Genomic DNA, 22,970 nt, shown 5'->3' on the forward strand with positions numbered 1-22,970 from the left:
AGGATCGTTTGAACGCGATTAATGCGTGAGGGCAGGCTACTCATTAAATCAGAACAACTCCCTTGGCATTTTTGCCTAGCTTGAAAACACCGACAGTCTGAGACAGCGTGTTCGCCTGCACCTGCAATGACTGCGCTGCAGCAGCGGCTTCTTCGACAAGTGCAGCATTTTGCTGGGTAACTTCATCCATCAGAGTGATTGCACGGTTGATTTCGTCGATCCCTACGCTTTGCTCATGGCTGGCAGAGCTGATTTCGCCGACGATGTCGGTGACGCGCTGGACGCTATTGACCACATCGTGCATGGTCGTGCCGGCTTGCTCCACCAGTTTGCTGCCGATCTCGACCTTGGCGACGGAGTCATCAATCAGGTCTTTGATTTCCTTGGCAGCGGCTGACGAGCGCTGGGCCAGGCTGCGTACTTCTGACGCCACCACAGCAAAGCCGCGGCCCTGTTCGCCGGCACGGGCGGCTTCTACTGCTGCGTTCAAAGCAAGAATGTTGGTCTGAAAAGCGATGCCGTCGATGACGCTGATGATGTCGACGATCTTCTTTGACGATGCATTGATCGAGCTCATCGTATTGACTACCTGGGCGACTACATTGCCTCCCTGAATCGCCACTTCGGAGGCTGAGACCGCCAATTGATTTGCCTGGCGGGCATTATCAGCGTTTTGCTTCACGGTGGAAGTCAGTTCTTCCATTGCTGATGCGGTCTCCTCCAACGAGCCGGCCTGATGTTCGGTGCGGGAGGAGAGATCCATGTTGCCGCTGGCAATTTGATTGGAAGCCGTTGCAATGGTGTCGGTGCCTTCTCGCACCTGGCCGACGATGTTCAATAAATTGTCGTTCATCAGTTTCAGGGCACCGAGCAATTGACCTGTTTCGTCAGCGCTGTCTTGCCGTATATCTGCCGTCAGATCTCCTTCGGCGACACGGCGAGCGACTTTGACGGCATCAGTCAACGGACGCGAGATGATGCGTGAAATCCATACTGCCAAGACGAGGGCCGCCACAATGCTGAGTCCCAATATGCCGAAGATCAGCATGCGTGAACCGGCGTAAATGTCGTCAGCTTTACTGCTCGAGGCATCTGCACCGGCGTTGGTGACGTCAATCAGCTTGTCGACGTTTGCAATCATTTGCCGATAAAACTCGGTAGACGCTCCTTGCAAAAGCGCCATTGCTTCTGCTTTCTTATTCTGACGCGATAGTTCGATGATGTTGGCGTGCACGGTCAGGAAGTTGTTGATAGCTTTCGTGATGTCCGCATAAATGGCTTGTCTCTGCGGATCTGTATTGATCGCTTCATATTCCTTGCGTTGTTTGGCCAGAACGTCCATGTCCCGGTTGAGCTTGCTGAGGACGTCATCACCATCTTTGGGATCAATCGCCAGGATATGTTGCAATTCAAAACTGCGGACGCGCGCCATGAAAAATTTTATCTTTCCGAGGACGCGAATTCCGGGCAACCAGTTCGTGACGATATCTGCCGACGCCGTATTTACTTTGTCCAGCTGGACAATGGAAAAGAATCCCAATCCGGCAATCAGCACGATGATCGATAGAAAAGCGGCGATCAGTTTCGTCGCAATTTTCAAGTCATAAAACCACTTCATTATTTTCCCCCTGCTTAATTTTGTCTTGTTGCGTTGATCCTGCCGCGATCTTCTGTCGTCTTGCCTGATACCTGAATGTATCTTCGAGAATCGGTGTCTACTTCACTTTCAGTTTGACCGCCGCCGCGATCAGCGCGCAGATGCTGAGGCCTGAAGCCGCGACAAGGTAGTAACTTGTCGCGACCGGCGTGCCGGTGATCTTGATGAGAAAAATGGAGATTGCTGGTGCAAATCCGCCGAACACGCTGACACCGATGCTGTAACTGAGAGACATGCCCGTGACGCGGGTTTCGATGGGGAAAATGTCAGACATCAGTGATGCCAACGGTGCGAAATACACCGCCTTGATCAATCCGATCAGGCACACGATCAGCAGCAAAGAGGTATCGGTGGGGTTGGCGTTGAGCCAAAGGAAGAAGGGGTAAGCCAGGACGATATAGACAACTGCTGCGCTCAACATGATGCGGATGCGTCCAACTTTATCCGCCATCAGACCAACAACCGGCGTCACGAATGTCAGTATGAGTCCCGCCAGCAAGGTCGCCAGAAAACCAGTGGATTGCGAGAGCTTTAGATTCTCGACTGCATAAGTCGGCATGTATTTGATCAGGAACGTCGACGCAGTGGAAATGATCAGCACACCGGTTGCGACCAGCATCAATAATTTTTGACCGCGAAATAATTCGGAGATCGGTTTGTTGACCGTTTGCGCATCCGAGTTCGCTGCCTTGCTCGAGAACTCCGGCGTTTCATCGACTTTGCTGCGCAGGTATAAGCCGACAGGAGCAATCGACAGACCAAAGAAAAACGGGACACGCCATCCCCAATCTTGCATCGCCGCAGGAGCCAGATTCTTGGTCAAAAAATAACCGAACAACGAGGCAATCACAGTGCCAAAACCTTGACTGGCGAATTGCAGGCTGGCGACAAAGATTCGTTTTCTCTGCGGCGCATGTTCCATCATGAATGCCGTCGAGCTGCCGAATTCTCCACCTGCGGAAAATCCTTGCAGCAGGCGGGCCAGCATGATCCCGGCAGGCGCCCATACGCCGATTGTGGCGTAAGAGGGCATCACCGCAATCATCAGCGTGCCGAGCAGCATCAGTGTGAGCGACATGGTCAGCGATTTTTTTCTTCCGGCCCGATCTGCATAGCCGCCAAGCACCATCGCACCGACAGGACGGATCAGAAATGAAATGCCGAAGGTGCCGAATGCCATCAGCAATGACAAGGACGAGTCATCAGAAGGAAAAAATACCTTGCCGATCGTGACCGCAAAATATGCATACACGGACAAGTCAAACCATTCCAATGTATTGCCTATCAACGAAGCCCCGACAGCTCTCGATAAAGACGTTCCTTTTTCTCCGGCAACCGATGCAGAGGAAAATTTGCTGGCTTGTGCTGACATGATGATGACTCCGCTTCTTTTGAAGAATTATTGCGATCGTGAAATAGCGGGGCGTCTCTTTCCCCGCAATAAATGACGGTGTATTTGTCAGGACGTATGCAGGTGATCTCTGTGAAGTTCACCCAGATCCCAGAACAAACTGGTCATGATCTGCATTCCCTCATCGGCAATCGAGCCGAGCATGTGCTCGTCCGCAGCATGCTGGGCGCAACCGGGATAAGAGTGAGGTATCCACAACGTCGGCAGTCCCAGCACGTCGGCAAAGACATCGTTCGGTAAGGTGCCGCCGAGATTGGGCATGATCGCGATATCCTGGCCGACGGCGGATTTCATTGACTGTTCGGCCCATTTAACCCAGGCATTGTCGGGGTCGAGCCTGGTGGCCGCGGTACCACGCTGCACTTTGATATCGACGCAAGCAAAACCGTGCTGATCCAGATGTGTCCTCAGGATCTTTTCCAGCTCTTGCCAGCGTGTGCCCACCACGAAACGAAGCTGACAAAAGGCTTTTGCGTGTGGCGGAATGGCATTGACCGGATTGGCCGGATTGCCTGCAGTAAACGCCAAAACCTCCAACGTATTCCAGCCCAGCAGTTTTTCGGCAGACGACAAGGAAGGCTCTCCCCATTCGGTGTCGATCGGAAGTCCCATTAATTCGTCAGTGATGGATAGTTTTCCAAGTGCTTCCTTGACCGACGGGGACATCGCTGGAGGCAGCAGGTCTTTCACCAGAATGCGGCCCTCGTGATTGACGACGCTTGCAAGAGCACCGGCCAATATCGTTGCCGGGTTGCGCTTGAGTCCGCCCCAGTTTCCTGAGTGGAGGCCGCCGCTTCTGAGATTGACGGTGAGTTCAAACAAGACTGAGCCGCGCGAGCCCAGGAAAATTGTCGGCTGCCCGGCGCTCAATCGGGGGCCATCCGACGCAATGAATACGTCGGACTTGAGTTGAAGCGAATTCAATTCACAGTATTTTCGTAATCCTGGAGAACCGATTTCTTCCCCGGTTTCGAACAGACACTTGACGTTGTAACCCAGGTGACCATCGCGGGCCTTGAGGACGATCTCCAGCGCGGCAAGATTGATCGAATGCTGTCCTTTGTTGTCGGCCGTGCCACGGCCATACCACTTGTCGCCTTTGACGGTCAGTTTCCATGGATCGATGTTGTCGCTCCACTGATCGTCGTAGCCGCGTACAACGTCGCCATGTCCGTAGGTCAGCACCGTGAGCGAATCATCGCTCTCATGACGTTCTGCAAACAGAAGAGGCGGTTTTCCCTCAATGGGATTGTCGACGATCTGGCAAATGAATCCCAGACGCAGGAGTGTCGTCTCTAATTCGTCTTTCAGATAGGTGCGCAACATTGCTGCCTGCTCCGGAGCCTGGCTTTCCGTCTTGTAAGAAATACGTTTGTCGATGGTCGCTTTCAAGTACCCGTCGGCATAGTGCTTTTTGGCACTGTTCATCGCTGTTTCTTTATTCACAAGCTCTCCATGATCATCGGATTTTGGTTCATGGAAGTGAGTCTAGTACTGGCAGGCGTTCTTTAAAATTGCTATATTCAGAAATACCCATTCTAAATATTAGAAGACCATCGGAGCCGTCCCATGCGCAACACCGCGCTACGTTATTTCCTTGAAGTTGCTCGCTCAGGTTCTTTGGGCCGGGCCTCTGAAAAGCTGCACATTGCGCCGTCGGCGATCAGCAGGCAAATCGCAAAACTGGAAGAAGAAGCCGGTACGCAGTTATTCGAGCGTCTGCCTACCGGAATGGTATTGAGTCCAGCCGGCGAAGTGCTTGCCGCCCATGCAAGGCGTGAACATCTCGAACAGGAGCGGATTCTGGCCGAGATTCAGGAATTGTCATCCGATGGCGGGAGTCTGATTTCTGTCGCTTCGACGGAAGGTGTCGCACGCAATTTTCTACCGCACGTCATGAGTGAATTCAGGGAGTCTTATCCCAGGACACGGTTTGCATTGAATGTCGCCATCCCCAAGATCGTTATCGGCATGGTCAAGGATGGAGATGTCGATCTCGGTATTACATTCAGCACGAAGCCAAGCGAAGGTGTGCACATCGAATACTCGGCGAGATCGCAAATTCACGCGCTCATGCATCGGGGGCATCCTCTCGGCAAACGCAAATCATTGACGCTACACGATTTGCAGCCTTATCCGATGGCGCTCAAGGAAGAGGGAAGTACGCAACGGCAGTTGGTGGATCTTTGTTGCCAGCTTGAAGGAATTACCTTGAATCCGGTGTTGACCAGCAATGACTCCGGATCCCTGCAGCAATTTGTTTTTCGTTCAGATGCGATTGCACTGACCAGCAAAGTATCGGAACAATATGAACTGCAAAAAGGAGGCTTGATCAGCATTCCTCTTTTGAATGCGGAATTGGGCCAGCGAAATGTACAGATGCTGACCATGGCCGGACGAATTTTGCCAATTAACATCCGCCGGTTTGTTGAGCTGGTGGCGACGAAGATGGCCGCCATGGATGAAGAGGCGCAGCCGCCGGAAGGCGGTCGGAAGAGTAAATCATCTCCCATTTGATCCGGCGACAGATGATTCAGGCAGATGCTTGCACATGCGGCGGCTGGATTTTTTGGACGGTAACCACGGTTCCGGTTATAGGCGTGCCCGCTTCATCCCGAATCTTTGCAAGGCGGCTGAATCGCAGTTCGAAGCCGAATTTCCTCAGGATACGATCAACATAGGTTTCTGCATGCCGATATCGGCCGCTGGCATGCAGTTGATATCCGGTCGATTCTTCTGGACGGATAATCGACTCTGTGGTGAAGACGAAGTACCCGCCAGGTTTTAAGACACGGGCAACGCCATCGAACAATTGATTCAAGTCACCGAAATAAATCAGCGTATCGCACGCCGCCACAATATCGAACGTGTCCGGGCAGACCGCAAGATAGTGCGTGATTTCTTGTTTTTCCAACACGTCGTACAGATGAAGCGCTGCCGCCCGCTCCAGCATCTTTGCTGATAAATCGACACCGATCAGATACCAGGCATAAGGTGCAAGGTGAGGGGCGCAAAGTCCTGTTCCGCAGCCTATATCCAGAATGTTGTACTGCCTCGCCGGTTTGGTGATTTCCGCCATCGCCTGACTGATCAACAGCGGGCCGCCGTAGTCGAGATTTTGAAGAAGATTTACATCAAAATTTTTTGCGAGATGGTCGAAGTGTTCCTCCAGGTATTCATTTGATGCGCGCTTGGGCACATCGGATTGCGAGCAGGCTGCATACATATGCGTGGCAATCGGATGATTGGGTTCGTCCTCCAGCCAGGATTGATATATTTCCGCCGCCTCCTGCAAGCGTCCAAGAAAATAAAAGCAGATGCCGAGCATCTGTTTCGATTTTCCTTCGTGCGTAGGGAGAACGAAAGCGCGGCATTGATAGACGCTGCTCTCAAACTTGTTTCCTCTGGCTTCGTACACGGCGCCCAAGTTTTCCAGCGCGGGAGAAAATTCCGGAGCAATCTCGATGGCTTGCCGGAATGCGATGATCGCGGTGTCCTGATCTCCCAATTTCAGATGCGCCGATCCAAGATTGTTCCAGATGTCAGGGTCGCGCGGGGAAAGCTGCAACGCGCCCTGATAGCTTTCCATCGCCAATTCAAAGCGCTCCAGCGCAAATAACACATTGCCCAAATCGTTTTGCCATCCGGAATTTTCAGGCTCCAGTTCACAAGATAAGCGAATATGGGCAAGTCCCTTTTCGTGGTCACCTGCCTGAAATAAATAAATCCCGAGGTAATGCAACGCGACAGCGTTTGAGGGATCGTCCGCCAATACCGTTCTATAAATCTCCTGAGCACGTTGCGGGTCGCCGCCGGCATGGAAATCAATGGCTTGTTCCAGAGCGAGGCTGACTGTCTGAATGTGTTGCTTGATAGATGGCATTGACTGATCAACTGAAGGAATTAAAGAGTGAATGAGGCATGTTTTATTTTTTTTCGCTCAAGTCAGTCAGAAAGGGCATGCGATGCAGGATTGGATGAAATCACGGAAGCAATTCTATCCCCTGTCCTATGTTCTTTGCAGCCGCTTGCAATGTCGGCGGCTACGTGGCAGTCACCAGGGAACCTGGCCGTTGAGCATGAAAAATCCGCCGGTAGGGCCGTCGCGATCGAGAGTCGCATATTTCACCACAACGGCTGCGGCGTCACTTACGCTTCCGGTTCCTCTGAAGGCGTTGAGATCGGTCGCTGTGAAGCCGGGATTGATCGAGTTGATGCGAAAACCTTCGTCCTTCAATTCCTTTGCCAGCAATACGGTGAAAGCATTCAATGCAGTTTTTGATGACATATACGCCATCATGTTCGTGCCGCCATATCGAAAATCGGGATATCCCTGAAGAGTCAATGAGCCGAGCTCGCTGGACACATTGACAATCGCCCGATGCCGGCTTGCACGCAGCAAGGGTAAAAGGGCCTGCGTCAATGCGACAGGGCCGAATACGTTCGACTCAAAGGTCTTCCGCATCATTGAGACAGTGGCTTTGCTGGGAGCTAGTTTTTCTATCGAAATGCCGGCGTTGTTGACAAGCACATCCAGGCGACCAACTTCCTGCTCTATGGTTTTTGCTGCGTTGTGAATGGATTCTTCATCCGTCACGTCCAGCGATAGCCAGCGAACATCCGTCGTCGTTGATGTTGCGCGCAGTTCTTCCTGCGCATCAAGTCCACGCTGTTTGTCGCGGCTGCCCAGATAGACCGTATAGCCCAATTGCGCCAGTTGTTTTACGGTCTCTTTGCCAATACCCTTGTTTGCGCCGGTGACCAATGCGATTCGTTTTGCGTCTGTAGCAACTGTTGCTGCTGTTGCGACTGTTGTGGCTGCCATGTGGTCTCCCTGGAGTTCGATGATTTAACCAGGTGTTATGATATGAAGGATCCTTCATATTTTGAATTCGCATTGTGGACGCCTCCGTCAAGCCCTCTCTCAAGCCCCGCAAAAAGCCACTTCAGGCCCGATCTGAAGCGACCTTGGATGTCATTTTTGAAGCAACCATTCAGGTTCTGTTGACATTGGGCTCTCAATCGCTGAATACCACCCGCGTAGCCGAACGCGCAGGTGTATCCGTTGGCACGCTTTATCAGTATTTCCCCAACAAGCATGCGTTAATGGCAGCGCTGTTGAAGAGATACCTTGAAGACCTGGCAGATACGATGGAGGAAGCGTGCCATCGCTGTCGCGGCAAGTCGCTGTCCGACATGATCAGCATCCTGATCAACAGCTATGCGGACGTCAAAATCGCCAGGCCGGATCTCTCCAGGGCTTTATATGCCCTCTCTGAACAACACGATGGCGCCGTCGTGGGGCGGAGCATCGGCTTGCGTCTTCATGCCGCCATGAAAAGCATGTTCGCCAGTTGCGCGGATTACAGCTTTGAAGGCGCCGATATCGATACCGTACTTTTATTGCTACGCAAAACAATGTCCGGGACAATGCAGGCGATACTCGAAGTGGAGAGTTCATCCGTGGCGATCGTCAGGGCAAGGGAACATCTAGTGCTCCTGGCCGGTGCGTATCTGGAACGCGTTGGTAAAAAAATAGAGCGATGACTTCGCTGTTTTTGAATAAAACGGATCGGTTACTGATTCGCCGCGCGCGAAAAAGGGGAGCCAGATGATGTATTCATGGATCAAGGCATTTCACATTGCGTCGGTCATGACCTGGATCGGCGGCATGCTGATCATGGCGCTGGCGTTGAAAATTACGCAACGCTCCGCGCTTGACCGCTCCCTTGGGGAAGTGCGCCTGCTGCGCGCCATCCGCCAATGGGATCAGCGAGTGACATCACCGGCAATGGGCATGGCCTGGATACTCGGCGTGGCCTTGGTCTATTTCGGACAATGGCATGCGGCAGGGTGGCTGGTCGTCAAGCTGGTGATCGTACTGATGTTGTCGGCATTGCACGGCATGCAGTCCGGTTATGTACGCCGCCTTGCCGATACGCCCGATCTGGAAGCCTCCGTGCTGCTGAAACACTCTGGATCGCTGACAATCATTGGCGTCGCGGCGATTGCCTGCATGGTCGTGCTCAAGCCGTTTTAATGGCATGATGAGGGACGGATCAAAAAACACTTGCAGCAATCGAAAATCCCTATATAATCTCGCCTCTTACGCGGCTGTAGCTCAGCTGGATAGAGTACTTGGCTACGAACCAAGGGGTCGTGGGTTCGATTCCTGCCAGCCGCACCAAAACATGAAGGGTCCGTCGAAAGACGGGCCCTTTTGTTTTTTTATCGCCGTATTGAGGCAGTGGACGTGTACCGTACATGCACGCAGCCAGTGGAGAGTTTTATGACTTCAGAACACAAATTGCCCTACAAGGGACACGCCATCTTTCCGCAGGTTGTGCTTCAGGAGAATGGCCAGTACGCCGCCTGTTTCACGATCAAGGCCGGCTATGACGGCAGCGGTGAAGTGCGCTATGTTCGCGAACTGCCGACTACCGAGTTCTCTAATGAGGACGATGCAGTTGCCTACATCCTCGACTTTTCGGCGGACTGGATCGATCAGAACATGCTCTGAGCATGTTCTGATAAAGACGTCAGGCAAGCAGAACGACGTCCCGCGATGACGACAGTTTGAAGGTATTCACGACCTTCACCAGCGAGCCGGCCTGATCCAGCAACGACTGTGCAGCGGCGGTTGCTTCTTCCACCAGTGCCGCATTGTGCTGTGTGACGTCGTCCATCTGCATGATGGCCTGATTGACTTGCTCAATGCCGGTACTCTGCTCGGCGCTGGCGTTGCTGATGTCGGCGACGAACCGGCTCAGGGTCTGGATGCTTTCCACGACCTGGCCGATGGTGGAGCCGGCCTCTTCCACCAGCGTCCTGCCGGAGACGATCTTGCCGACGGAGTCGTCGATCAATCCCTTGATTTCTTTTGCCGCACTTGCTGAACGTTGGGCGAGGGCGCGTACCTCGGTTGCCACCACGGCAAAACCGCGTCCTTGTTCCCCGGCGCGGGCGGCTTCCACCGCGGCGTTGAGTGCCAGAATATTGGTCTGGAAGGCGATCCCGTTGATCACCGAAATGATGTCCACGATTTTGCGGGAAGATTCGTTGATGGTCGCCATTGTTCCCACCATCTGATTGACGGCGTTGCCACCGGCGATGGCCACCTGCGATGCGGAGGCTGCAAGCTGATTGGCATGCTGTGCATTTTCCGCATTCTTCTTGACGACTGACGTGAGCTGTTGCATGACGGATGCGGTTTCTTGCAGAGACCCTGCCTGGCGTTCGGTGCGCGACGACAGACTAAGGTTGCCTACGGAAATTTCCTTCGAGGCGGTACCGATGGTTTCCGCTGATTGTTTGATGTGGTCAACCGAGCGCGCGAGATTGGCTTGCATGGTTTTCATCGCATGCATCAGGCTGAAATCATCATTGGCGCCGACAGGAATATGTTCGGTCAGATCTCCTGCCGCGATGCGGTCGGCAACATGCACCGCGTGCGCCGGCTCACCTCCGAGTTGCCTCAGCAGGCTGCGTGTCAGCAGCGTTGCAGCAAGCAATCCACACAGCAGCGCCACGCCCGTCAGCGCTAGCAAGATCAATCGGCTGGAGCGATAGGTTGCGTCAATGCCGACGGCCACGTCATTGATGCCTTGCCTTTGCAGGCGCAATAATTTGTCGATGGACGCCTGATAGCGCGTCGCACCGGGCAGATAGTCCTTCTCAAATGCGTTCTTCGCCTGAAACAACTTTCCTTCGGCGCGCAGCGCCAGAATGTTGCTGCCGGCTGCCTGATAGGCTTTGCGGCTGGCATCGATGTCGGCAAACAGCTTTTGTTCTTCAGGGGTGCGCAGCAGGCCTTGTACTTTGCTTTGCAAGTCGTTTGCGCGTTTGGAGGAATCGTTGACGGCAGCTTCAAAGTAGGTCGCCAGACTCAGATCCGTGCTGCGCGCAATCGCCGTCGTGCGCGTAATCGAGGTGGAGATGTTCGAATACCAGTCGCTGATCAGACGCTCCTTGGCGAGCGGCATTTGCATCATGGCGTTGGTGGCGTCAGCCACCGATTGCAAGCGCCAGATTCCCATCGCGGCGACGACCACCATCAATACCAGCACCACCCCAAATCCTGCGGCGAAGCGTGTTCCGACTTTCCAGTTTTTCATGCGTCTCTCGTTCCTGTTTTTCGTTCTTGTGCCTGTCTGCTGCGGCAAATTGCTTGCACGTTAGGACTGCGGCTATTGGACTGGAGGGGATGCTAGCATCGGCAAGCGATCCCGAATAATGAAAAAAAACTGAAAGCCAATATCAAAATCGTTGCCGGAGTTTCTCTTATTGCAACATTTTCAATCCGTGTACAGGAACGAACGGATCATAAAAAAGCCCTCGTCAGAGGGCTGCTTGGAACGCTATGTGGGACTACGCATGGACTTGCCAATCAAGGATTCAGCGCTCGCAGTACCTCGTCATGAATCGAACCCGCCGTCGCCACAATGGAAGTCGCGCCGATAGGCGTGTTGCCTTGCCAGTCGGTGATGCGTCCGCCGGCGCCTTCAATAATCGGGATGAAGGACATGATGTCCCAGATCTTCAGCACGGGATCAAGCATGATGTCGGCGCCGCCGGTCGCCAGTTGAAAATACCCATGGCAATCGCCCCAGCCGCGATACAAGCGGGCCTGACGCGATAACTGTTCGAAGGCGGGGCCGTCGTGATACTTGAAGATGTCCCAGTGGTCGGTTGCCAGCAGCATGGCGTCGCCGATCGTGCGGCAATCGCGCATGCCGACTGGCTTGCCGTTGAGCGTGGTTCCGGCGACGGTACCGACCAGCAGATGCTCCATCAGCGGGCTGTGCAAGGCGCCAATAATAGGACGCCCCCGATACGTCAGCGAAATCAGCGTGCCGAAGATATAGCAGTTGGTGACAAATGCCTTGGTGCCGTCGATGGGATCGAGGATCCAGCAATATTCCGCCTCTTGCTGATGAGGGCCAAATTCTTCGCCGATGATGCCGTGTTGCGGATAGCGGGCCATGATTGCGGCGCGTAGCGCTTGCTCAGTTTCGCGGTCGGCGGCGGTGACCGGCGATTGATCCGACTTCGATTCAACGGCGGTACCGCTGAGATAGTGGCTGCGAATGATGGCACCGCTGATCTTGCTCAGCTCGCTGATAAAGGTGCTGAATTCCTGCAGCTGCGCGGCGTCGGCGGATTGGGTGAAGAGCGGGGCGGGTGGCAGAAAGGACATGGCGGGTTCTCTGAAAGATTATTGGCGTAGCGCCACGATGCCGCCCAGGATCATTGCTGCGCCCAGCCAGCGGGCGAAAGACAGTTTTTCCTTGAGCAGAAAGGCGCTGATGAAAGCGGCGAAGATGACGGAGGTTTCGCGCAACGAGGCGACAGCGGCGGTCGGTGCCTTGGTCATGGCCCACAGCGCAATGCCGTAAGCCAGCATGGAAAACGTGCCGCCGATGATGCCGCGCCGCCAATGCAGGCGTGCATGTGCGACGAAAGCACGGCGGCGCAGCCAGAACACCAGCGCGGCAAAAGGCATGCCTTCCAGAAAAGACATCCACAGCACATAGTTGGGTGCATTGCCGGCCTGGCGCACACCGGCAGCGTCGACCATGGTGTACATCGCAATCAGGCTGGCATTGGCAAAGGCAAACAACATCACCTTGCGTACGCCGCTATGCAGATTGCCTGCCAGCAGGCTCAGGCTGATGATGCCGCCGGAAATGCCGGCGATGCCCAGCCACATGGCCGGGCTCAAGGATTCATGGAAGACGATGACGCTGATCAGGGCGACCAGCAGCGGCGCAATGCCGCGCATGAGCGGATAGCCGAGGTTCATGTCGCCGGCGCGATAGGTGCCGACGAGCGTCAGGTAATAGCCGATATGCAGGACGATGGAGGTGAGCAGGTAAGGCCAGCTTGCCAGCGGCGGCGGAGCGAAGAAGAGCAGCAGCGGCGCCGCCACCGTCGTCGCACCGGCTGCTACCAGCGCGGTATCCATCAGCACGTCGCGACCGCTTTTTATCAGCGCGTTCCAGCTGGCGTGCAGCAGTGCCGCAAACAATACGATGACGGTGATCGTCGGCGTCAGCGTCATCGGCGACGTGAGCGATGTGAGCGGAGACATCGGCAGAGGTGTCATGCGCGCGCGCACTGCGCGACATAACGCGAGAAGTGTGCATAGTCCGGCGTGCGGTAGTTTTCTTTCTTGGCGAGATCATCCCAGCGCCGCAGCCGCACTGCATCGGCGGCGTAGGGGATGGCGATGAAGTCTGCGGCCTGTTGCGCATCGAATATGCCGCCCTGCAGTTTCAGGCTGCGCACCGAATCGGCCGACAGCGCAGAAAAATAGGCCGGATCGACGGCGCACAGATAGCGCTTGGCATCGACGTGCAGGCGTATCGGCGCCAGTACGTCTTCATCGAACAGATGGCGCAGGAAAGGCAGGATGCGGTATTGATGCAAGTCATCGATACCTGCCATGGTCGGTGTATCGCCGTTGTCTTCCAGCATGTGGCCGAGGTCATGTAAAAAACTGGCGACGATCAGGCTGGGCGGCGCGTCTTCCTGCTCCGCCAGAGCAGCGGTCTGCAGCGCATGCTCCAGTTGAGTGACCGGCTCGCCGGTGTATTGCGTGTCGCCGTGCCGGCGAAACAGAGCGTCGATGTCTTCCAGAGTCAAAGCCATAGAAACAACCTCATCAAAACTTTTTAAGCAATCTCATGCAAGCAATGTCTTGTGGACTATTGCAGGGAAATCGGTGCAACGTATTGGATCAAGATTTTGCATCAAGACCTGGTATGAAGAGCTCAATACGCGCACCGGCCAGCATCAAGCTACCAAGGCAACGAGTACGTTTTCGTATTGGTGAAACTCTTCATCGCTTCCTGCACGCCTTCCTTGTAACCCAGGCCAGAATCCTTGATGCCGCCGAAGGGCGTCAGTTCAAGGCGATAGCCAGGCACTTCGCGCACATTGATCGATCCCATGTTGAGTTCGGAAATGAAGCGCGTGATGTAGTCCAGCCGATTGGTGCAGACCGACGACGACAAACCGTAGGCGGTGCCGTTGGCGATGCGGATTGCTTCGTCGATGCCGGACACGCGGATCACCGGCGATACCGGACCGAAGGTTTCTTCTCGCACTACGGTCATCTGCGGTTGCACATGATCGAGCACCGTCGGTGAGTAAGACGCGCCTTGGCGTTGATTGCCGACCAGCAGTTTGGCGCCGGCCGCGACAGCTTCGTTGACCACGTTTTCAAATCGAATCGCCGCAGCTTCATCGATCACGGTCCCCATGTCGACGTGGGCATCGAAAGGATCGCCGTAGTGCAAGGCTTTGGTTTTCTCCACCAGCAGCTCGACAAACTGGTCGGCGACGCGCTCATGCACCAGCATGCGCTTGATCGCCGTGCAACGTTGTCCCGAATTTTTATACGAGCCGCTGACTGCCAGTGTCGCAGCTTCTTCAATGTCGGCGTCTTCCATCACGATAATAGGATCGTTTCCACCCAGTTCCAGGATCTGACGTTTGTAGACTGCTTTGGCGGCAATATATTTACCGATGGCGACGCCGCCGGTGAAGGTGACCAGATCGACATGTTCATTGGTCAGCAGTTCGTCGGCGATTTCCTTCGGATCACCGGTGACGACCGACAGCATCTGCGGCGGCAGGCCGGCTTCGTACAGCACGTCCGCCAGCGCGTATGCCGTCAGCGGTGTCTTTTCGCTGGGCTTGAGCACGATGCGGTTATTGGTGGCGATCGCCGGCGCGACCTTGTGAATCACCTGATTGAGCGGATGATTGAACGGCGTGATGGCGGAAATCACCCCGAGCAAAGGCTCCTTCATCGTATAAACCTTGCGGCGCTTGCCATGCTCGGTCAGGTCGCAGGAAAAGATCTGGCCGTCGTCAATCAGCGCTTGATTGGCCGCAAATAGAAGCACATCGGAAGCGCGTCCGGTTTCATACATCGAATCCTTGAGGCAGAGTCCGGATTCCAGCGTGATCAGGCGTGCAAATTGCTCACGCCGCGCCGCGATGAGTTCGCCGGCGCGCATGAGGATGCGATAGCGCTCATGGCGCGTCAGTGTGGAGCGATACGCTGCAGCAATAGAAAAAGCCTTGCGTACTTGCTCGACACTCGCCTTGGGAATGGTCGCGATGACTTTGCCGGTGTAAGGATGGGCGACGTCGATGTTGCGCTCGCAAGTAACTTTGTCGCCGGCAATACGCAAGCTTTCGCGAATGATCTGGTCGTGGCTGGCATCGGCTGGCACGACTTGCAGAGTGGCGGTCATGCGGCACTCCTTTCCTTTGCATTCAACTCCACAGCGACAACGTGATTGAGGGCCAGATCGAACGCATCGAAATTGCGCAAGCGTCGGCTGCTGGCCACGCCCTCGACCTTGCGATTCAGGATCAGTGGTACTTGCTGCTCCGACAAGCCGCCGTGGGATCGCAGCGGGACGTCAAGCCCGGAAAGATCGTGGCGCGAAGCAGCAGTACCGAGCACTGTATCGCGTTGCGAGACGATGACGATGTCGCCGATGCGATCCGGTGGCAGCTCGAAACGTTGGGCGGCATCTGCGCGATTGAGCACCACTTCGACGCCCGGCAACGATGCCAGGCGTGCAATCAGTTCCTGCGCATTGAGATCGGACGGCAAATGGATCGTGGCATAAGAACCCAGTGCACCGTGATGTACAACGTACGGATCGGTGATCGGCAAGATCACGCGGGTCTTGCCTTCGCCCAGCCATTGATCGAGCACGTCTTGCAAGTAGATGACATTGGGCGAACCGTCATTGCCGTGCTTGGCGTTCATGCCGTGGTCGGCGGTGAGTGTGATGACGGCACCCATGTCGTCGAGTTGTTGCAGATAGCCGTCCATCATTTGATAGAAAGCATTTGCGTCCGGTGTGCCTGGCGCTGCTTTGTGTTGCACATAATCGGTGGTCGACAGATACATCAGGTCGGGGCGATAGCGTTGCATCAACTTGACGCCGGATGCGAACACGAATTCCGACAAGTCGGCACTATATACAGACGGTACCGGCAGTCCGACCATGTCAAGCACGTCGTCGATACCGTTTTCGGCCATGCTGACCTGATCCGATTTCTCGGACGAGTAGCAGATGCCTTTCAGCTTGTGGCCGAGCAGTTTGCGCAGCTTGTCCTTGGCCGTCACCACCGCAACCTTGGCACCGGCATCGGCGAAGGCGGCGAGCAGGGTGTCGGCGCGCAGGTATTTTGGATCGTTCATCATCACTTCTTCACCGCTGGCCGGGTCGAAGAAGTAGTTGCCGCAAATACCGTGTACGGCCGGCGGCGCACCGGTGACGATGGACAGGTTGTTGGGATTGGTGAAGGTTGGCACCACGCTGTCGGCGATGAAGCGGCTGCCGTCTTTCAGCATGCTGCCGATGAAAGGCGCAACGCCGGCGGCGACTGCCGCTGACAGATAATCGAATTCACAGCCGTCGACGCACACCACGACGACCGGCGCATCGGGCCAGCGGTAGCTGCGTTGGTTCACATTCACAGTTTTGCTCATGTTGCATCCTTATCAGGTTGACAGGTTGACTGATGCGGCCGGGGAACAGCCGCGTAATTGCATCCTTGGGCTACCGCTATTTGTTATCTGCACCAGCTATGTTGCCGGTTTGAATATCGTTTTTATTTGTTCAGGCAAATCAATCGATTCAATCAATTAGGTGCGCCATCAACGGCGCGGTGCATGCGTGCGCGGCTCAGTTCCGAGTGGCGACGCAACATGGCGCCGGCTTCTGCGGCGTCGCGCGCGGCGATGGTGTTGTAAATCTCGCGATGCTCCTTGCTGGAGACATCCATGCCGCCGCCGGCCGACAGGCCACGCAAGCGGAATAACAGCAATTCCTTGGTCAGCTTGCGATACACCGCAACCAGTTTGCTGTTGCCGGTGAAGCTCACCAGCGTGTCGTGGAATTGCAGGTTGAGCGGGTGGTAGAGCGCGACATCCTTGCTGGCGGCGACTTCTTCCATGTGCTCGACCTGGCGTTTGAGCTCGGCCAACTGTTCTTCGGAAATGTGCTGCGCCAGCTTGCGGCCGATCAGGTCTTCCATGGCTTCGCGCAGGTCGTAGATTTCGTCGGCTTCAGCAACTGAAATCTCGCGGACGAAGGCGCCGCGATTTTTTTCCTGGCGCACCAGACCGGATTCCTCCAGACCGCGGAAGGCTTCGCGAATCGGGCCACGGCTGATGCCGAAGTGCTGCGCCAGTTCGCTCTCATTAAGGCGGCCGCCGACGCTGATCTCTCCGCGCAGGATCATTTTTTCCACTTCCTCCTGAATGATCATCGTCAGCGAATTCGACTGCACGAGCTGCAAAGGACTGAGTTTTTCCATGATGTCTTGAAGTGCACCGACATGAGGCGATGCACTGTTTTGGTTTGAGTGAGGCTATTTTTGCAAATCAATCGCCTACTGTCAACTGCAAACTGTTGACAATCTACGATTCGATGTTTAAAGTTAAAACCGTTCCATCAATTGGTATAAATAATTCGCAAATTTTCGGGATCGGCAGTGCAGAGGTGTGGCCGGTTTCGTTTTCATCGTCATTGTTGCTTTGTTGTTCCTTACCCATCGGAGAATGCAAATGAAATCGACGTTGTCCCATATGCTGGCGCTGTTGTGCGCAGGACTGTGCGCTTATGCGCCGTTATCCTCTTCTGCGGCCGATCGCGTGCCGCTGCTGGTATATACCGCGCTGGAGACGGATCAGATCAAGGCCTATAAAGAGTCATTCGAAAAGGCGTATCCCGATGTGGAGATCAAATGGGTGCGCGATTCGACCGGCATCATTACCGCCAAGCTGTTGGCCGAAAAAGCCAATCCGCAGGCCGATGTGGTGATGGGCGTGGCTGCCAGCAGTCTGGCGCTGATGGATGCGGAGGGTATGCTGCTGCCGTACAAGCCCAAGGGTTATGAGCAGCTCAATCCCAAATATGTCGATACCAAGGCCGTGCCGAGCTGGGTGGGTATGGATGTGTTTGGCGCGACGATTTGCTTCAACACCGTTGAAGCGAAAAAGATGAATCTGCCGAAACCGGAAACCTGGAAAGACCTCACCAAGCCGATTTACAAAGGCAAGATCGTGATGCCTAACCCGGCCTCCTCGGGTACCGGTTATTTTGACGTGACCGCCTGGCTGCAGTTGTTCGGCGAGCAGGGCGGTTGGAAATACATGGATGCCTTGCACGAGAATATCGCGCAATACATGCACTCCGGCTCCAAGCCCTGTAAATCAGCCGGCAGCGGCGAATTCCCGATTGGGATTTCGTTCGAGTATCGCGGCAATCAGGTCAAGAACAGTGGCGCGCCGATTGAACTGGTGTTCCCGAAAGAAGGCCTGGGATGGGAGATTGAAGCCACCGGCATCATGAAGACCACCAAGAAACTCGATGCCGCCAAGAAGCTGGCCGACTGGTCCGCCAGCAAGGACGCCAACGAGCTGTATCAGAAGAACTTCGCCATCGTCGCCAATACAGCGGTGCACAAGCCGCCGACAGGTCTGCCGGCGAACTATGAAGAAATGCTGATCAAGAACGACTTCGCCTTTGCCGCCAAGAACCGCGACAAGATCTTGACGGAGTGGAACAAGCGTTACGACGCCAAGAGCGAGCCCAAGTAATCGCTGAAGGGGCGGGCAGGTATATTTCCTGCTCGCTTTTTACTTGCTTTCATTTGGCACCATGGTTATTCCCGGCAACACCGGCATGGCGCGATGGCTGAAGCACGCAGGCCGCACGCAATGGTATGCCGGCTCGGGAATGGCTGTCGCTATGACAACGCTTAATCAACCGGATCACAGGCTTCGTATGGACATGACAGATTTTTCTGCGGTGCAGTCGCTCTCCGCCAGCACCGAAACTGCATTGGAACTTACCGACGTACGTAAGGACTTCGGCAGTTTCAGTGCTTTGGGTAATATCAATCTGCAAGTGCGGCAGGGTGAGATGCTAGTTTTTCTCGGCCCTTCAGGCTGCGGTAAGACGACCTTGCTGCGCATCATCGCCGGGCTGGAAAGCCAGACTGCGGGCAATATTTCTCAAAATGGCCGGGACATTTCCTGGTTGCCGCCGGAACAGCGCGACTACGGCATCGTGTTCCAGTCGTATGCTTTGTTCCCCAATCTGACCGTGGCGGAAAACGTCGGCTACGGTCTGGTTAATCGCCGCACGCAGCGCGCGCAGATCCGGGCCCGTGTGGAAGAGTTGCTGACAATGGTCGGCCTCCCCACCTCAGCAAAAAAATATCCCTCGCAACTTTCCGGCGGACAGCAGCAGCGCATCGCACTGGCGCGCGCCATGGCAACCTCGCCGAAATTATTATTGCTGGATGAGCCGCTGTCGGCGCTCGATGCCTTGGAGCGCGTGCGTCTGCGTAAGGAAATCCGCAGTCTGCAACAGCAACTTGGCGTGACCACCATCATGGTGACGCATGACCAGGAAGAAGCATTGAACATGGCGGATCGCATCGTCGTCATGAATCAGGGCGCCATTGAGCAGATCGGTACGCCGCAAGAGATTTACGAACATCCGGCCAGCGCTTTCGTTGCTGGATTTGTCGGCAAGGTCAACGTAATCAAGGCGAAGGCGCTCGGCGAGCATGCCTTTGAATGCGGCGATCGCGGACTGCGTATGATCCGTACTCCCGGAGACGAGTCCTCTGACGTCGGTGACTACCGGCCGGGTAGCGAAGTGCGTTTGTATGTGCGTCCCGAAGATCGCATCGCGGAAGACATCACCGATGCCACGCCGAACCAGGTGGTGGGTGTAGCCGGGCGGGTGGAATTTCTGGGTGGCATTTGCCTGGTCGAATTTGATGTTGCCGAGCTTGGCAAGACGCCGTTGACGATACAGTTCTCGCTCAACCAGATGCATGACCTGAACATTGTCCCCGGCGTGCGCATTCGCTTTGCGTTGCGCGCCGATCGGATTCGCGTTTTCCCTGCCTGAGGAAAGATGACGATGCAAGCAAGTTCGAAACTCAATCCGGTTCTGCTGACGTCGACGCGGCGCAGCCTCAAGCTCAGCGGCGGTGATATTCTGGCGCGCGTTTTGCTGGTTGCCGTCGCAGGCGGTCTGGCCTTGTTTTTGCTGGCGCCGCTGGCGACCATTCTGCTGCGCGGTGTGCTCGACAATAATGGCAATTTCGTCGGCCTGATGCATTTCCGTGACTATCTGGCGACGCCGAGTTTAAAGCGCTCCATTGTCAATTCCTGCGGTGTGGCGTTTGCTGTCGTGTTCATCTCGGTGCCGATGGCTTTCTTCTTCGCGTATGCGATCAATCGCAGCTGCATGCGCTTCAAGGGCAGTTTCAAATTCATCGCCTTGCTTCCGCTGCTGGCGCCATCGCTGTTGTCGGCGATTGCCTTTATCCAGTGGTTTGGCAATCAGGGCGTACTAAAACCCTTGCTGGGGGGCGCCAGCATTTATGGCGCTCCGGGCATCATTCTGGCTGAGGTCTATAACACCTTCCCGCACGCGATGATGATCATCACGACCGCCTTGTCGCTGGCCGATGCGCGCCTGTATGAGGCGGCCGACTCGATGGGCACCGGTACGCTCCGACGCTTTTTCACGATCACGCTGCCGTCCTGCAAGTACGGTCTGATCAGTGCGGCGACGGTGGTATTCACCTACGTGATCAGTGACTTTGGTGCGCCAAAAGTCATTGGAGGCAACTTCAGCGTGCTGTCGGTGGATGTATTCAAGCAAGTGGTCGGACAGCAGAACTTTGGTCGCGGCGCAGTGGTGGGCGTATTACTGCTGCTGCCTTCGATACTATCGTTTGCCATCGACTCTCTTGTCCGCCGCAAATTGCAGGCACAGCTGTCGGCGCGCTCGGTGCCTTACAAGCCAAAACCTCAGCGCGCTTTCGACCGCTGGATGACGGTGTATTGCGTATTGGTCAGCATCTTGTTGCTGTCGGTAGTGGGCATGGCGATATTCAGTTCCTTTATCAAATTGTGGCCTTACAACCTTGAACTGACCTGGCGTCACTATCAGTACGCTTTGCTCGACGGTGATCTCAGCGCGGCATATACCAATTCCCTCAAGCTCGGTTTTCTGACGGCAGTCTTCGGGACGACAGCGGCATTTACCGGCGCTTATCTGACTGAAAAATCACGCGGTCTCGGCAGCTTGCGTCCGCTGGTGCATCTGATGGCCATGCTGTCGATGGCAGTGCCGGGGCTGGTGCTGGGATTGGGTTACATCATGTTCTTCAATCATCCGGACAATCCGCTGAAGTTCTTGTATGCCTCAATGTCGATCCTGGTGTTCTCGACCATCATCCACTACTACACTTCCAGCCATCTGACGGCGGTGTCGGCATTGAAAGCGCTGGATAACGAATTCGAGGCAGTCGCGGCTTCGCTGAAAATCCCTTTCTATAAAACCTTCTTACGTGTCACCGTGCCAGTGTGCCTGCCGGCCTTGCTCGACATCGCGCGCTATTACTTTGTCGTGTCGATGGCGACCTTGTCGTGCGTGGTGTTCCTGTATTCGCCCGATACCATTCTGTCGTCGGTGGCGATCATGAATCTCGATGAAGCCGGCGACATCGGACCGGCGGCCGCGCTGGCGTCGCTGACGGTCGTGACTTCAGCGCTGGTATGTCTGCTGTATGGCTGGTTCAGCAAGGCACTGATCAACAAAACGCAGGCCTGGCGGACCTGCACCATGCATTGAGCTTTGCGCAGGGTTCATATTTTTGCCATTCCCCCTAATTCGAAGGAGACACCATGTCTGTTGCAAACGCTGAACATAAAGATCCTATCCTCTTGACGCCGGGCCCGCTGACGACGTCGCTGCAAACCAAGCAAGCGATGTTGCGCGACTGGGGGTCATGGGATGGCGACTTCAATCAGATCACCACGCGGGTGCGCCAGCATCTGCTGGAAATCGCCCACGCGGGCGAGACGCACGAATGCGTGCCCCTGCAAGGCAGCGGCACTTTCTCGGTGGAAGCCGCCATCGGCACCATCGTGCCGCGCGACGGCCATGTATTGGTGCCGATGAATGGCGCCTACTGCCAGCGTATCGCGCGCATCTGCGAATATCTGGGGCGTCGCGTGAGCACTCATTCGTATGCGGAAGATCAGGCTATTTCCACGTCCGACATCGATCGTCTGCTCAGCGCGGATCCTTCGATCACCCATGTCGCCATCGTGCACTGTGAAACCAGCACCGGCATCCTGAATCCGCTGCAAGACATTGCCAAAGTGGTCGCGAAGCACGGCAAGGGATTGATCATCGATGCAATGAGCTCGTTCGGCGCCATCGAAGTGGATGCGCGCGTGACGCCTTTTGATGCGCTGGTCGCAGCGTCGGGCAAGTGCATTGAAGGCGTGCCGGGCATGGGTTTCGTGCTGGCCCGGCGCAGTGTGCTGGAGCAGTGCAAAGGTAACGCCCACTCGCTGGCGCTGGATTTGTACGATCAGTGGGTCTACATGCAAAAGACGACGCAATGGCGCTTCACGCCGCCGACCCACGTGGTTGCCGCGCTGGATCAGGCGTTGCAGCAATACCGCGCCGAAGGCGGTCTGGCGGCGCGTGGTGCGCGTTACGCCGCCAACTGCAAGCAGTTGATCGACGGCCTTGCAGCGCTGGGCTTGAGGAGCTTCCTGCCGAAAGAAATCCAGGCACCGATCATCGTGACGGTACATGCGCCACAGCACGCGAACTACAACTTCCAGGCTTTCTACAACGCGGTCAAGCGTCAGGGTTTCATTCTGTATCCGGGCAAGCTGACGACGGTGGAGACCTTCCGCGTCGGTTGCATGGGGCACTTTGGCGACGAGGGTATGCGTGGTGCGATTGCGGCCATTGCCAATGTGCTGGAGGAGATGCAGATCGCGACGGCGGTGGCAGCCTGATTCTCTTCGCAGTA

General features: G+C 55.4%; 20 protein-coding genes and 1 tRNA gene. 9 read left to right on the top strand and 12 right to left on the bottom strand.

Annotation, left to right across the window (positions count from 1 at the left end):
* Positions 1-43 precede the first annotated feature (43 nt).
* From PQR63_RS04640 to PQR63_RS04650, 3 genes are all read right to left on the bottom strand, one after another.
* Positions 44-1,618, bottom strand: coding sequence for a methyl-accepting chemotaxis protein (locus PQR63_RS04640; protein ID WP_408166030.1), 1,575 nt, complete (start codon positions 1,616-1,618; stop codon positions 44-46).
* Between the two features lie 97 nt (positions 1,619-1,715).
* Positions 1,716-3,029 carry an MFS transporter gene (locus tag PQR63_RS04645; protein WP_408166032.1) on the bottom strand — a complete coding sequence of 438 codons (1,314 nt, stop codon included), beginning with the start codon at positions 3,027-3,029 and terminating at the stop codon, positions 1,716-1,718.
* An 87-nt stretch (positions 3,030-3,116) separates the two neighbouring features.
* Positions 3,117-4,496 carry a M20 family metallopeptidase gene (locus PQR63_RS04650; RefSeq protein WP_408166034.1) on the bottom strand — a complete coding sequence of 460 codons (1,380 nt, stop codon included), beginning with the start codon at positions 4,494-4,496 and terminating at the stop codon, positions 3,117-3,119.
* Positions 4,497-4,637: 141 nt separating this feature from the next.
* On the opposite strand from PQR63_RS04650, the gene PQR63_RS04655 reads away from it, so the two are divergent.
* A complete protein-coding gene (locus PQR63_RS04655; protein WP_408166036.1) occupies positions 4,638-5,585 on the top strand; it encodes a LysR family transcriptional regulator in 948 nt (315 codons plus the stop codon).
* A gap of 16 nt (positions 5,586-5,601) precedes the next feature.
* On the opposite strand, the gene PQR63_RS04660 is transcribed toward PQR63_RS04655, so the two are convergent.
* Complete coding sequence (locus PQR63_RS04660) at positions 5,602-6,951, bottom strand: tetratricopeptide repeat protein (RefSeq protein WP_408166038.1); 1,350 nt, start codon at positions 6,949-6,951, stop codon at positions 5,602-5,604.
* A 171-nt stretch (positions 6,952-7,122) separates the two neighbouring features.
* Complete coding sequence (locus PQR63_RS04665; protein ID WP_408166040.1) at positions 7,123-7,893, bottom strand: SDR family oxidoreductase; 771 nt, start codon at positions 7,891-7,893, stop codon at positions 7,123-7,125.
* Between the two features lie 143 nt (positions 7,894-8,036).
* Between PQR63_RS04665 and PQR63_RS04670 the strand changes: the two genes are divergently transcribed.
* From PQR63_RS04670 to PQR63_RS04685, 4 genes are all read left to right on the top strand, one after another.
* Positions 8,037-8,615, top strand: coding sequence for a TetR/AcrR family transcriptional regulator (locus tag PQR63_RS04670; protein WP_408166041.1), 579 nt, complete (start codon positions 8,037-8,039; stop codon positions 8,613-8,615).
* A 64-nt stretch (positions 8,616-8,679) separates the two neighbouring features.
* Positions 8,680-9,108: a CopD family protein gene (locus tag PQR63_RS04675; RefSeq protein ID WP_408166043.1), complete on the top strand. Its 429-nt coding sequence runs from the start codon at positions 8,680-8,682 to the stop codon at positions 9,106-9,108.
* Positions 9,109-9,178: 70 nt separating this feature from the next.
* Positions 9,179-9,255, top strand: a tRNA-Arg gene (locus tag PQR63_RS04680).
* Positions 9,256-9,357: 102 nt separating this feature from the next.
* Complete coding sequence (locus tag PQR63_RS04685) at positions 9,358-9,588, top strand: hypothetical protein (RefSeq protein ID WP_408166045.1); 231 nt, start codon at positions 9,358-9,360, stop codon at positions 9,586-9,588.
* A 19-nt stretch (positions 9,589-9,607) separates the two neighbouring features.
* On the opposite strand, the gene PQR63_RS04690 is transcribed toward PQR63_RS04685, so the two are convergent.
* The 7 genes from PQR63_RS04690 to PQR63_RS04720 all read right to left on the bottom strand — a co-directional run bounded on the left by PQR63_RS04690 (position 9,608) and on the right by PQR63_RS04720 (position 17,420).
* On the bottom strand, positions 9,608-11,182 hold the full coding sequence (locus PQR63_RS04690) for a methyl-accepting chemotaxis protein (protein WP_408166047.1): 1,575 nt from the start codon (positions 11,180-11,182) through the stop codon (positions 9,608-9,610).
* A 272-nt stretch (positions 11,183-11,454) separates the two neighbouring features.
* Positions 11,455-12,264: an inositol monophosphatase family protein gene (locus PQR63_RS04695; RefSeq protein WP_408166049.1), complete on the bottom strand. Its 810-nt coding sequence runs from the start codon at positions 12,262-12,264 to the stop codon at positions 11,455-11,457.
* Positions 12,265-12,282: 18 nt separating this feature from the next.
* Positions 12,283-13,158 carry an EamA family transporter gene (locus tag PQR63_RS04700; RefSeq protein ID WP_408166050.1) on the bottom strand — a complete coding sequence of 292 codons (876 nt, stop codon included), beginning with the start codon at positions 13,156-13,158 and terminating at the stop codon, positions 12,283-12,285.
* An 11-nt stretch (positions 13,159-13,169) separates the two neighbouring features.
* Entirely contained in the window at positions 13,170-13,718 is a 549-nt protein-coding gene (locus PQR63_RS04705) for a phosphonate degradation HD-domain oxygenase (protein WP_408166052.1), read from the bottom strand.
* Between the two features lie 149 nt (positions 13,719-13,867).
* Positions 13,868-15,334 carry a phosphonoacetaldehyde dehydrogenase gene (gene phnY, locus PQR63_RS04710; RefSeq protein WP_408166054.1) on the bottom strand — a complete coding sequence of 489 codons (1,467 nt, stop codon included), beginning with the start codon at positions 15,332-15,334 and terminating at the stop codon, positions 13,868-13,870.
* Complete coding sequence (gene phnA / locus PQR63_RS04715; protein WP_408166056.1) at positions 15,331-16,590, bottom strand: phosphonoacetate hydrolase; 1,260 nt, start codon at positions 16,588-16,590, stop codon at positions 15,331-15,333. Before phnA ends, phnY begins: the two co-directional genes overlap by 4 nt.
* A 152-nt stretch (positions 16,591-16,742) precedes the next feature.
* Complete coding sequence (locus tag PQR63_RS04720) at positions 16,743-17,420, bottom strand: phosphonate utilization associated transcriptional regulator (protein WP_408166058.1); 678 nt, start codon at positions 17,418-17,420, stop codon at positions 16,743-16,745.
* 244 nt (positions 17,421-17,664) lie between these two features.
* Between PQR63_RS04720 and PQR63_RS04725 the strand changes: the two genes are divergently transcribed.
* The 4 genes from PQR63_RS04725 (at position 17,665) to PQR63_RS04740 (ending at position 22,956) form a co-directional block, all read left to right on the top strand.
* On the top strand, positions 17,665-18,705 hold the full coding sequence (locus PQR63_RS04725) for a putative 2-aminoethylphosphonate ABC transporter substrate-binding protein (RefSeq protein ID WP_494410434.1): 1,041 nt from the start codon (positions 17,665-17,667) through the stop codon (positions 18,703-18,705).
* 187 nt (positions 18,706-18,892) lie between these two features.
* Positions 18,893-20,032: a putative 2-aminoethylphosphonate ABC transporter ATP-binding protein gene (locus PQR63_RS04730; protein WP_408166060.1), complete on the top strand. Its 1,140-nt coding sequence runs from the start codon at positions 18,893-18,895 to the stop codon at positions 20,030-20,032.
* 6 nt (positions 20,033-20,038) lie between these two features.
* Positions 20,039-21,769 carry a putative 2-aminoethylphosphonate ABC transporter permease subunit gene (locus PQR63_RS04735; protein WP_408166062.1) on the top strand — a complete coding sequence of 577 codons (1,731 nt, stop codon included), beginning with the start codon at positions 20,039-20,041 and terminating at the stop codon, positions 21,767-21,769.
* 53 nt (positions 21,770-21,822) lie between these two features.
* Complete coding sequence (locus tag PQR63_RS04740; RefSeq protein ID WP_408166064.1) at positions 21,823-22,956, top strand: 2-aminoethylphosphonate--pyruvate transaminase; 1,134 nt, start codon at positions 21,823-21,825, stop codon at positions 22,954-22,956.
* Positions 22,957-22,970 lie beyond the last annotated feature (14 nt).

Origin of the sequence: Herbaspirillum rhizosphaerae, assembly GCF_046025915.1 — a bacterium.
Classification (GTDB): domain Bacteria; phylum Pseudomonadota; class Gammaproteobacteria; order Burkholderiales; family Burkholderiaceae_D; genus Herbaspirillum; species Herbaspirillum rhizosphaerae_A.